This is a genomic window from Clostridium sp. MCC353, from assembly GCF_018785315.1.
Taxonomy (GTDB): domain Bacteria; phylum Bacillota; class Clostridia; order Lachnospirales; family Lachnospiraceae; genus CHH4-2.
In genome coordinates, this window is record NZ_WQPN01000162.1 from 21,815 (window position 1) to 34,152 (window position 12,338).

The window sequence follows — 12,338 nt, forward strand, 5'->3', positions numbered from 1 at the left end:
TTGTAAAAAAAGATTGTATTGGCATGTTTCCTATGATATAATTCCTCACATATGGTTTTTAAGTAAGTATTTACAAATAAACTAAAGAGGTGTTTCTTATGAGCTTTATTTCCTATTTTATCAACGGTGTCAGTCTTGGAAGCGTTTATGCCTTGATTGCGTTGGGATATACCATGGTTTATGGTATTGCCAAGATGCTTAATTTCGCTCACGGCGATGTAATTATGATAGGCGGTTATGTTACTTTTATTACGGTCAGCACCATGGGACTGCCTCCTGTGGTCGGGATTCTGCTGGCTGTTGTCATATGCACCGTATTAGGCATGACCATTGAACGGGTGGCTTATAAGCCTCTTCGTATGGCATCCCCTCTGGCTGTTTTGATCACAGCCATCGGTGTCAGCTATCTGCTTCAGAATATTGCGCTCCTGATTTTCGGCGCAGGAACCAAATCCTTCACTTCTGTAGTGAAGATCGCTCCTTTAAAGCTTGCTGGCGGTCAGCTCAGCATATCGGGAGAAACCATCGTTACAATTATTACCTGTATCATCATTATGGTGGTATTGACCACCTTCATTAAAAAGACAAAGGCGGGCCAGGCCATGCTGGCGGTTTCCGAAGATAAGGGAGCGGCCCAGCTCATGGGCATCAATGTAAACGGAACCATTGCGCTGACGTTTGCCATCGGATCGGCTCTTGCGGCGGTTGCAGGCGTACTTTTATGTTCCGCTTACCCATCTCTGTCACCATATACCGGCGCCATGCCCGGCATCAAGGCATTCGTAGCGGCCGTATTCGGCGGGATCGGTTCCATTCCGGGGGCGTTCATCGGCGGGCTTCTGCTGGGTATTATTGAGAATTTGAGTAAAGCATACATTTCATCTCAGATGGCGGATGCGATTGTATTTGCAGTGTTGATTGTAGTGCTGTTAGTGCGTCCGACCGGTCTTTTGGGTAAGAAAATGAATGAAAAGGTTTAAGGTGGTTGGGATGGAAAAGAAAAAATCAATCAGCAAAATTACAAAGGCCAATCTGATTACATATGCAATTGTGATCATCGCTTATATTATAATGGAAGTTATGGTCAAGTCAGGCAATATATCCAGCCTGTTAAAAGGCCAGCTTGTACCCATTTGTTACTATGTAATTCTGGCGGTTTCCCTGAATCTGACCGTAGGTATTCTGGGAGAACTCAGCCTTGGACATGCGGGATTTATGTGTGTGGGCGCGTTTGCCAGCTCCCTGTTTTCCGTCTGCATGGTGGAAGCAATTCCGGTTACGGCAGTCCGCTTTACGCTGGCTCTGCTGATCGGCGCTGCCAGCGCGGCAGTGGCAGGCATTATTGTGGGTATTCCTGTTTTAAGGCTGAAAGGGGATTACCTGGCAATCGTTACCCTTGCTTTTGGTGAAATAATTAAGAATATTGTCAATGTAATTTATCTTGGAAAGGACAGCAGCGGATTTCATTTTTCCATGAAAAGCGCCATTGAACTGAAGATGGCGGCTGACGGAAAAGTGCTCATTAACGGCGCCCAGGGTATTACGGGCACGCCCAATGACGCCAACTTCACAATTGGCTTCGTCCTGATCCTGATTACATTGTTTATTGTATTGAATCTGATTTATTCCCGTTCCGGACGTGCGATCATGGCCATCCGTGACAACCGGATCGCAGCGGAGTCCATTGGAATCAATATTACCAAATATAAACTGATGGCATTTACCATCTCCGCGTCGCTTGCAGGCGCGGCAGGAGTATTATACTCCCATAACCTGTCCACATTGTCCGCTACCCAGAAAAACTTTGGTTACAACCAGTCCATCATGATTCTGGTATTCGTTGTTTTAGGCGGTATCGGCAATATCCGGGGTTCCATCATAGCTGCGATTGCGCTCACGCTGCTGCCTGAACTCTTGAGAGGGCTCAACAGCTACCGTATGTTAATCTATGCGATTGTACTGATCGTTATGATGATTTTCAACTGGAGTCCGGCCATTATTGACTTTAGAAAACGCCATTCCCTGAAAAACATGCTGGGGAAAAAGGCGCCGGCAAAGGAGGGTAAATAATCATGGCTCTTTTGGAAGTGAATAATCTTGGAATCTCTTTTGGCGGTTTAAAAGCGGTTGACGGATTTAATATAGAGATTAAAAAAGGACAGCTTTACGGCCTGATCGGCCCCAACGGCGCTGGTAAGACAACGGTTTTCAACCTGCTCACAGGGGTTTATAAGCCGAATATGGGAACAATCGTCCTGGATGGCAAGAATATTACAGGGCGCAAGACAATTGAGATCAATAAGGCGGGAATCGCCAGGACCTTTCAGAATATCCGGCTGTTCAAAGATCTGACCGTGCTGGATAATGTAAAGGCAGGCCTTCATAACCATTTTGTCTATTCCACGCTGGAAGGAATCCTGCGTCTGCCCAAGTATTACGCGGTGGAAAAGGCCATGGATGAAAAAGCGATGGAGCTTTTGAAAGTGTTCAGCCTGGATGGGGAAGCGGATTATCAGGCGGCAAATCTTCCTTATGGAAAGCAGAGGAAACTGGAGATCGCCAGAGCCCTGGCAACAGATCCCAAACTGCTTCTATTGGATGAACCGGCTGCGGGCATGAACCCCAATGAGACGAAAGAACTGATGGATACGATCCGCTTTGTGCGGGATAAATTCGACATGACAATTCTGCTGATTGAACACGATATGAAACTGGTTTCCGGCATCTGTGAAGAACTGACCGTATTGAACTTCGGCCAGGTTCTGGCACAGGGTGAGACCAGCCAGGTGCTGAATGATCCTCAGGTAATCACGGCATATCTGGGTGAATAGGAGGAAGACATTATGGCTATGCTTGAAATAGAAAATCTGGAAGTGTATTATGGCGTGATCCAGGCCATAAAGGGAATCTCCTTTCAGGTTAACGAAGGGGAGATCGTAGCTTTGATCGGCGCAAACGGAGCCGGTAAGACTACGATTCTTCACACGATTACCGGGCTGATTCCTTCGGCTGCCGGGACCATTCATTTTGAGGGGCAGAATATAACAAAAGTGCCGGGGTATAAGATTGTATCCATGGGTATGGCCCATGTTCCGGAAGGACGCCGTGTGTTCGCGCAGCTGTCCGTATTGGAGAATTTAAAGTTAGGCGCTTACACCAGAAACGATAAGGCGGAGATGGAAGAGACGCTGGGACGGATTTATAAACGTTTTCCTCGTCTGGAGGAGAGAAAGAACCAGCCGGCCGGCACATTGTCGGGCGGTGAACAGCAGATGCTGGCCATGGGACGTGCTCTTATGTCCCACCCCAAACTGATCGTTATGGACGAACCGTCCATGGGGCTTTCCCCGATCTATGTCAATGAAATCTTCGATATCATCAAAGAGATCAACGACGGAGGAACTACGGTCCTTTTGGTTGAGCAGAATGCGAAGAAAGCTCTCTCCATCGCCCATAAAGCCTATGTTTTGGAGACGGGAAACATTGTCCTCAACGGCGATGCCAAGGAGCTGATGAACAACGATTCGGTTAAGAAAGCGTATTTAAGTGAATAAGTAATGGATTTTTCCACTCCCCCATGATAGAATATCAGTATAGATGAATGTTCAGAGGGGAGTGATTTTTTTGCTTGACAGAGCCATAGAAATTGCCAATAAAGCGTTGAATGGAATGAAAGATCCCGATGGCAATTCCTATTTTGACCATGCCGTCAGGGTTATGGACAAGATGGATACGGAAGATGAAAAGATCGTAGCAGTGCTTCATGATGTGATTGAAGATACCGAACTGACATTGGGAGAACTTGCAGAAGAAGGATTCAGCCGGCGCGTGCTGGACGCGATTGAACAATTGACAAAGCGCAGAGATGTCACATATTACGACTATATTGATGATATCAGCGGAACGGAACTGGCGACAAAAGTGAAGATCGCAGAGATTGAGGATAATAAGGATATTGCCAGAGTTAAGAAGATGTCCTTTCAGACTTATTCCATCGATGAACGTGCAAAGCGTTCCTTAAAAATTCTGCGGGGAGAGTAAACCAGATTACATAAAGAAATACCCCTATGCATATACTGTATCAGCACAGCATGCTTGTAACAGCGGCTAATAAAGTATAGCAGGGGGTATTTTTATGGAAAATTATAATGTCTATAAAGACATTGAAGCCAGAACAAAAGGTGAAATTTACATAGGAGTTGTGGGCCCGGTCAGGACTGGGAAATCTACGTTTATCAAGCGGTTCATGGAACTGATGGTGCTGCCGGATATGGAAGATGAGCATCAGAAGGCCAGAACCAGGGATGAACTGCCTCAGAGCGCGGCCGGAAAGACGATTATGACCACCGAACCTAAGTTTATCCCTAAAGAAGCGGCTGAAATCAAGCTGGATGACGGGATTCAGGCCAAGGTCAGACTGATCGACTGTGTGGGATTCATGGTGGAAGGGGCGGCCGGACACATTGAAAATGATACGGAACGCCTGGTTAAAACGCCGTGGTATGATTATGAGATACCGTTTACAAAAGCTGCTGAGATCGGAACCAGAAAGGTAATCAACGACCATTCCACCATAGGGATTGTGGTCACAACCGACGGATCCATCGGGGAATTGAAACGCCCTAATTACATAGCTGCGGAAGAAAAAACAGTTCAGGAGTTAAAAGGCCTGGGCAAGCCATTTATCCTCCTTCTGAACTCCTTAAAACCTTATTCGGAAGAGACTGCTTCCTTAGCCAGGGAGCTGATGGAAAAATATCAGGTTGCTGTGCTGCCGGTGAACTGCGAACAACTGAAAAAAGAAGATATTTACCACATTTTGGAACGGGTTTTAAAAGAATTCCCGGTAACGGAAATGGATTTTTATATTCCCAAATGGCTGGAAATCCTGCCTGCAACCCATTGGCTGAAAAGCCAGGTGATTCAAACGGTCAGGGACATTATGAAAAAGGTGTCCCATATGAAAGATGTAAACAGCGAGGTGATGGTTCCGTCCTCCGAAGCGGTCAAAGGCCTGAAACTGCAGAATATGGAAATGGCCGACGGCAGCGTGTCCGTAGGCGTGGATGTGGACGACAGCTATTACTATCAGATCCTCAGCGACTATGTGGGAATCCCCATTGAGGGAGAATACCAGCTGATGCAGACCCTTTCCAATCTGGCCAGAATGCAGTCTGAATATGAAAAGGTTCAGAATGCCATGAACCAGGTGCGTTTAAAAGGCTATGGGGTGGTGACGCCTGACCGCTCTGAAATCATGCTGGATGAACCGCAGGTGATCAAACATGGCAATAAGTACGGGGTGAAGATGAAAGCGGAAGCGCCTTCCATCAATCTGATAAAAGCTCATATTGAAACGGAGATCGCTCCCATCGTGGGCAGCGAACAGCAGGCGGAAGATTTGATCGCTTATATTAAACAGAACGCCAAGGAAAGCGATGAGGGCATCTGGAGCACCAATATTTTTGGAAAATCCATCGAACAGATCGTGGAAGACGGAATCCAGGCAAAGGTTTCCCAGATGACGGAAGACTGCCAGATGAAGCTTCAGGATACGCTGCAGAAAATAATTAACGACAGCAATGGAGGTATGATTTGCATAATCATATAATTCAGTGCTATAATGGATTATACGACAAAAGACATAGGAGGGTATTCTATGAAGCTTACATTTATTGGGGCAGATCATGAAGTGACCGGAAGCTGTCACTGTTTGGAGACGGAACATGCCAATATCCTGGTGGACTATGGTATGGAGCAGGGGCTGAACGTTTACGAAAACGTGGAACTGCCGATCAGCTATTCAGAAGTGGATTATGTGCTGCTCACCCATGCGCACATCGACCATGCGGGACTTCTTCCGCTGCTTTATGCCAGAGGCTTCCGGGGAACGGTTGTGACAACGGTTGCGACCGGGGATTTATGTAATATTATGTTAAAAGACAGCGCCCACATTCAGGAGATGGAGGCTGAATGGAAAAACCGGAAGGCCAGAAGAGCCGGAAGTCCGGAAGTCCCTCCCCTGTATGAGATGAATGACGCGCTGGGGGTATTGCAGCATTTTGAAACATATGAATACGATGAACTGGTGGATTTGGCGGAGGGCATAAGAATCCGTTTTACGGATGCGGGCCATCTGTTCGGGTCGGCTTCCATTGAAGTGTGGATTACAGAAGGCGGAGAAACAAAGAAAATCGTGTTTTCCGGAGATATCGGCAACTTCAACAAACCGCTGATCCGCGATCCCCAGTATATAAAAGAGGCCGATTATGTGGTGATGGAGTGTACTTATGGCGACAGAAACCACGTTCATACCAAGGATCACATCACCGAGCTCACCCGCATCATCCAGGAAACTTTGGACAGAGGGGGCAATGTGGTGATACCGGCCTTTGCGGTGGGCCGTACCCAGGAACTTTTGTATTTCCTCAGAAAGATAAAGCTGGATCACATGATCCATGGCCATGATAATTTTGAAGTATATGTGGATAGCCCTCTGGCTGTGGAAGCCACTCATGTGTTCAAGGAGAATCTGCTCCGCTGTTATGATGAAGAGACAAAGCAGTTGGTGGAGATGGGAATTAACCCCATATCTTTCCCGGGGCTGAAACTGTCCATCACAAGTGATGAATCCAAGAATATCAACTTCGATACAAAGCCCAAAGTTATTATTTCGGCATCCGGCATGTGTGACGCCGGACGAATCCGCCATCATCTGAAACACAACCTGTGGCGCAGGGAGTGCACCATTGTATTTGCGGGATATCAGGCGGTGGGAACCCTTGGACGTAGCCTGATGGACGGAAACCGGGAAGTGAAGCTGTTCGGTGAAACCATTGATGTGGAGGCACATATCGAATCCCTTGAAGGCATCAGCGGCCATGCGGACAGGGATGGGCTGCTCGCATGGATCAATGCCTATGAAGAAAAGCCGAAACAGGTATTCGCCGTTCACGGCGATGACGCGGTGTGCGATATCTTTGTCCGCACCCTGAGGGAAGAATATGGCTTCAACGCAGCGGCCCCGTTCAGCGGTTCCAGCTTTGACCTGCTTCAGGGCAGATGGATCACAGTTACCAAGGGTATTCCGGTGAACAAAGAAACCGCGGCGGTCAGAAAGGCTGCCGGCGTCTTTGCGCGGCTGGTTGCTGCCGGTGAACGCCTGCGCCAGGTTATTCTGCGCAACGAAGGCGGAGCCAATAAAGATCTGGCAAGATTTGCGGATCAGATTAATGCATTATGTGATAAATGGGACAGATAAGGAGACAAAAATCAATGACAAAAGTACAGTTATACACAGACGGATCGGCCAGAGGCAACCCGGACGGGCCGGGCGGATATGGAGCGGTGCTCCAGTTTATGGACAGCAAAGGACAGATGCATGAAAAGGTGATGTCAGGCGGGTATAAGCGGACAACCAACAACCGGATGGAGCTTATGGCGGCAATCGTCGGCCTGGAGGCATTGAACCGGCCCTGTCAGGTAGAACTGTATTCGGATTCCAAATATCTGACGGATGCATTTAACCAGGGATGGATCGATAACTGGATCAGAAACAACTGGAAGCGGGGAAAGAGCGGCCCGGTGAAGAATATTGATCTGTGGGAACGCCTTTTAAAAGCGAAGGAGCCCCACGATGTAAAATTTTTATGGGTAAAAGGACATGCAGGCCACCCGCAGAATGAAAGGTGTGATCTGCTGGCCACCAGCGCCGCCGACGGCAGTGATCTGATGACGGATACAGGGCTGTCCCTATAATCATTAAATTAATCTTACAAAATATTACTAATTGTGGTTTCCTATTCCTTTTCAGCCTTATTTATGATATTTTTAAATTGAAAATAACTGGGTTTCTGATCGTCTCATCCTCATGGGGCGGGCAGGAATCCAAAGCAGGATATCAGGTTTCCTGCAGCAAGGTAGGAAGGGAGAATTCCCATGAAAAGGAATTACGGAATATGGTATGTGATCGCGGCCATCATCGTCATAGGCGTTGCCACTACCAATTACACGAATAAATTAGTAAACAGCCAGCAGACGCAGACGACTGCCATGACTGCTTCCGCAACGGAAGCAGTCGATTTGTCTGGCTCGAAAGAAGAAAAGGAAGATATCATAACTACGCCGGAAGAAACTGCCGGCGCCAGGATGGCAGAAGCGGCTCCCATGCCTGATGCCGCCATGGAGACCATTGGGGAAACCATCATATCCCCTGCGGAAACCAGAGCGGAACAGAGGGCAGAGGCCGGGAACGGAAAAGCGAAAGAAGAGATTAAACCTGAGACAAGGGTGTACACATTAGCGGAGAATGTGGAAGAGACGGGAATTGTGGAATCATCCGTTTCAGGAACCAACGCATATGAGAACCGGCTGTCAGAGCTGGATGCGCAGATCAAACGGCTGCGTGAAGAGGAGACTGATTCCAATACCAACTCCATCAAGACGACGGCTGAGACGGAACTGAAGCTGTGGGACGGAGAGCTGAATTTAATATACGGCGCCATTATCGGGGAATTGGATGAAAAAGAAAAAGAAGAACTGATTATGGAAGAACGGGAATGGATGAAGGACAGAGACGCCCTGGCTGTCGCGGCGGCGAAGAAGTCGGGCGGCGGTACCATGGAAGGATTGGAGTACACAGCCTCTCTTGCTGATTCTACCAGAAAAAGAGTGTATGAATTAGCGGCAACTTATAAAGATGTTCTTGATAATTAAAAACTCATATGATAGGATAATAAAGATAGATGATTTTAAAAAAAGAGAATTGATAGGAGGAAATACCATGGGTGCGTTTGCGGCAAGTTTCATTGAATATACAATCAAGTTCATTTTCTTTATTGCCATCGCTTATGGAGGGGTTATCTGCGGCAAAAAATTCAGAGACCATAAAGATGCGAAATCGAATTAAAAAGCATTAGAATTACAGAATGTAAATAGCAGAGAGGTGTAAAAGTGAAGAAGTACGGTGTTAACGAACTGAGGAAGATGTTCCTGGAGTTTTTTGAAAGCAAGGGACATCTGGCTCTTAAAAGCTTTTCCTTAGTTCCGCATAATGATAACAGCTTGTTATTGATCAATTCAGGTATGGCTCCGCTGAAGCCATATTTCACAGGACAGGAAATTCCACCAAGAAAGAGAGTTACTACGTGTCAGAAGTGTATTCGTACCGGTGATATTGAGAATATCGGTAAGACTGCGCGTCATGGCACGTTCTTTGAGATGTTGGGAAATTTTTCTTTTGGAGATTATTTTAAGCATAAAGCGATTGCCTGGTCCTGGGAATTTCTGACAGAGGTTGTAGGACTGGATGCAGACCGGTTATATCCGTCCGTATATCTGGATGACGATGAGGCGTTTGATATCTGGAATAAAGAGATCGGCATTCCGGCAGAACGCATCTTCCGTTTTGGAAAAGAAGACAACTTCTGGGAGCATGGCGCCGGTCCATGCGGTCCGTGTTCGGAGATCTATTACGACCGCGGTGAAAAATACGGCTGTGGAAAACCCGGCTGCACGGTGGGCTGTGAATGCGACCGTTATATCGAAGTGTGGAATAATGTATTTACTCAGTTTGAGAATGACGGACACGGCAATTATACGGAACTTCAGCAAAAGAATATAGATACCGGTATGGGGCTGGAGCGCCTTGCTGTTGTGGTACAGGATGTGGATTCCCTGTTTACGGTGGATACGAATAAGGCTCTTCTGGACGCGGTCTGTGAACTGGCTCATACCTCTTATCTGACTGATGAAAAGAAGGACGTGTCTCTGCGCATAATCGCGGATCATGTGAAATCCTGTACTTTTATGATTTCCGATGGTATTATGCCGTCTAATGAAGGCAGAGGATATGTTCTGCGCCGTCTGATCAGGCGTGCCGCACGCCACGGAAGGCTTCTTGGAATCGAAGGCAGGTTCATGCCAGATTTGAGCAAGGTTGTCATTGAACTTTCCAAAGACGGTTATCCGGAGCTGGAAGAGAAGAAAGCCATGATCTTAAAGGTTCTGGCAGAAGAAGAAGAAAAATTTAACAAGACCATAGACCAGGGACTTGCTATTCTCGGGGATATGGAAGAAGAGATGATGGCGAAGAAAGAAACGGTTCTTTCCGGAGCTGATGCGTTCAAACTTTATGATACCTACGGATTCCCTCTGGATCTGACCATTGAGATTCTGGAGGAAAAATCGTTCTCCGTAGATGAAGAAGGGTTCCAGACCGCCATGAAAGCACAGCGGGAAAAAGCCCGTGCGGCGAGAAAAACCACCAACTATATGGGCGCGGATGTTACGGTATACCAGTCCATCGATCCCGCAATTACTACTAAATTTGTAGGTTATGACAGGCTGGTTCACGATTCTGTGATCACAGTATTAACCAGTGAAACCGATCTGGCAGAGGCGCTAACAGACGGGGAAGTGGGCACAATTATTGTGGAAGAGACCCCGTTCTACGGCACCATGGGCGGCCAGCAGGCCGATACGGGTGTAATTGTCAGCGCTAAGGGTGAATTTAAGGTAGAGGATACCATCCACCTTCAGGGCGGCAAAGTAGGCCATGTAGGAAAGATGACAAAGGGAATGTTCCAGGTAGGGGATAAAGTCACTTTGAGCGTTTGTGAGGACAGACGGTTATCCACAGGCAAGAACCACAGTGCGACCCATCTGCTTCAGAAGGCTTTGAGAACCGTATTGGGAGAGCATGTGGAGCAGGCCGGTTCTTATGTGGATGCGGACAGGCTTCGTTTTGACTTCACCCATTTTTCCGCCATGACTCCTGAGGAGATCAAACAGGTGGAAGATCTGGTCAATAAAGAAATCCAGGAAGGGCTTCCGGTGGTTACACAGGAGATGACCCTGGATGAAGCGAAAAAGTCAGGGGCTATGGCTCTGTTTGGCGAGAAATACGGAGATAAAGTCCGGGTTGTGAAGATGGGGGATTTCTCCACCGAACTCTGCGGCGGAACCCATATTTCCAATACCAATGTGATTTCAGCCTTTAAGATCATTTCCGAAGCCGGAATCGCCGCAGGCGTGCGCCGTATTGAGGCATTGACCGGAGACGGTTTGATGCACTATTACCAGCAGACGGAAGCGGAGCTTCACGAAGCTGCAAAGGCTGCCAAAACAACTCCGGCTGATTTAAAAGCCAGGATTGAATCCATGCTGGAAGAGATCAAAGCCCTTCATTCTGAAAATGAAAAACTGAAGAGCAAACTGGCTAATGATTCCCTGGGAGATGTATCGGATCAGGTGAAGGAAGTAAACGGCGTCAAAGTCCTTGCGACAAAAGTCGCTGATGTGGATATGAACGGTCTCAGGAATTTAGGGGACCAGTTGAAGAATAAACTGGGTGAAGGCGTAATCGTAATCGCATCCGTCCAGGACGGCAAAGTGAACCTCATGGCCACTGCAACGGATGAGGCCCAGAAAAAAGGCGCCCATGCAGGAAACCTGATTAAAGCTGTGGCAGGACTTGTTGGCGGCGGCGGCGGGGGACGACCCAATATGGCACAGGCCGGCGGAAAGAATCCGGCAGGCGTGGATGACGCTCTGGCAAAAGTTTTTGAGGTAGTTTCCCAACAAATTTCAAAATAATAGTTGACGAATAAGGAATTTATGCTATAATCATTACAGTGCTATAAAAAATACCCAAACAGTTGTATTTACGCACAAGTACACAACTGGAGGGAGGTTAGGTGTGAGCTATGTCAAACGTAATTGTTAAAGATAACGAAACATTAGACAGCGCTTTACGCAGATTCAAAAGAAACTGTGCTAAAGCTGGTATTCAGCAGGAGATTCGTAAAAGAGAGCATTACGAAAAACCAAGCGTAAGACGTAAAAAGAAGTCTGAAGCTGCTAGAAAACGTAAATTTAATTAATTTATTTAGTAAAAAAATCCTCGGTCGTATGACTGAGGATTTTTTCGATACCAGGATATGCGGTACGGCAAATTGGGATGAAACGGATTCTCAGACTCAGGTTAAAAAAATATGATATAAAGACAGCAGAATGCATAAGATATAATAAATACCATATGAGGATCGTTATGTTTGAAAATTCAAAAATAGCTGTAGCAACAGCATTGAATCTGCCCAAGGATGTGGTTCTGGGAGAGGTGCTGATCTCATTTGTGGGCCGTCACTGTGTTGTGATTGAAAATTACCGGAAGATTCTGATCTATACGGATACGCTGGTGAAACTCCAGGCTAAAAATTGTAAAGTGGTCATTAATGGAAAGAGGCTGATGATTGAATACTATACGGATGATGAGATGAAGATTACCGGCCTGCTTCAGTCGGTGGAGTTTGAAGGATTATGACGAGAGGTTGGGTGAT

The 12,338-nt window shown here is 46.9% G+C and carries 13 protein-coding genes; all 13 read left to right on the top strand.

Annotated elements, in window-relative coordinates:
• Positions 1–98 precede the first annotated feature (98 nt).
• Complete coding sequence (locus GPL15_RS24290; RefSeq protein ID WP_215701265.1) at positions 99–980, top strand: branched-chain amino acid ABC transporter permease; 882 nt, start codon at positions 99–101, stop codon at positions 978–980.
• 10 nt (positions 981–990) lie between these two features.
• Complete coding sequence (locus tag GPL15_RS24295) at positions 991–2,070, top strand: branched-chain amino acid ABC transporter permease (protein ID WP_215701266.1); 1,080 nt, start codon at positions 991–993, stop codon at positions 2,068–2,070.
• Between the two features lie 2 nt (positions 2,071–2,072).
• The gene (locus GPL15_RS24300; RefSeq protein ID WP_215701267.1) at positions 2,073–2,831 is read left to right on the top strand and encodes an ABC transporter ATP-binding protein; all 759 of its coding nucleotides are present in this window, start codon (positions 2,073–2,075) and stop codon (positions 2,829–2,831) included.
• Positions 2,832–2,843: 12 nt separating this feature from the next.
• Positions 2,844–3,554 carry an ABC transporter ATP-binding protein gene (locus GPL15_RS24305; protein WP_215701268.1) on the top strand — a complete coding sequence of 237 codons (711 nt, stop codon included), beginning with the start codon at positions 2,844–2,846 and terminating at the stop codon, positions 3,552–3,554.
• Between the two features lie 70 nt (positions 3,555–3,624).
• A complete protein-coding gene (locus tag GPL15_RS24310; RefSeq protein WP_215701269.1) occupies positions 3,625–4,041 on the top strand; it encodes an HD domain-containing protein in 417 nt (138 codons plus the stop codon).
• Positions 4,042–4,135: 94 nt separating this feature from the next.
• Positions 4,136–5,611, top strand: coding sequence for a stage IV sporulation protein A (gene spoIVA, locus GPL15_RS24315; RefSeq protein ID WP_215701270.1), 1,476 nt, complete (start codon positions 4,136–4,138; stop codon positions 5,609–5,611).
• Between the two features lie 48 nt (positions 5,612–5,659).
• Positions 5,660–7,261, top strand: a complete 1,602-nt coding sequence (locus GPL15_RS24320) for an MBL fold metallo-hydrolase (protein ID WP_215701271.1) — start codon at positions 5,660–5,662, stop codon at positions 7,259–7,261.
• A 14-nt stretch (positions 7,262–7,275) separates the two neighbouring features.
• Positions 7,276–7,758, top strand: a complete 483-nt coding sequence (gene rnhA, locus GPL15_RS24325; RefSeq protein ID WP_215701272.1) for a ribonuclease HI — start codon at positions 7,276–7,278, stop codon at positions 7,756–7,758.
• 180 nt (positions 7,759–7,938) lie between these two features.
• Complete coding sequence (locus GPL15_RS24330) at positions 7,939–8,715, top strand: lysozyme inhibitor LprI family protein (protein ID WP_215701273.1); 777 nt, start codon at positions 7,939–7,941, stop codon at positions 8,713–8,715.
• Between the two features lie 67 nt (positions 8,716–8,782).
• The gene (locus GPL15_RS27830) at positions 8,783–8,908 is read left to right on the top strand and encodes a hypothetical protein (protein ID WP_275950530.1); all 126 of its coding nucleotides are present in this window, start codon (positions 8,783–8,785) and stop codon (positions 8,906–8,908) included.
• A gap of 77 nt (positions 8,909–8,985) precedes the next feature.
• Positions 8,986–11,595 carry an alanine--tRNA ligase gene (gene alaS / locus GPL15_RS24335; protein WP_215701299.1) on the top strand — a complete coding sequence of 870 codons (2,610 nt, stop codon included), beginning with the start codon at positions 8,986–8,988 and terminating at the stop codon, positions 11,593–11,595.
• A gap of 110 nt (positions 11,596–11,705) precedes the next feature.
• Positions 11,706–11,882: a 30S ribosomal protein S21 gene (rpsU, locus tag GPL15_RS24340; protein ID WP_004613829.1), complete on the top strand. Its 177-nt coding sequence runs from the start codon at positions 11,706–11,708 to the stop codon at positions 11,880–11,882.
• A 167-nt stretch (positions 11,883–12,049) separates the two neighbouring features.
• Positions 12,050–12,322, top strand: coding sequence for a YabP/YqfC family sporulation protein (locus tag GPL15_RS24345; RefSeq protein ID WP_215701274.1), 273 nt, complete (start codon positions 12,050–12,052; stop codon positions 12,320–12,322).
• Positions 12,323–12,338 lie beyond the last annotated feature (16 nt).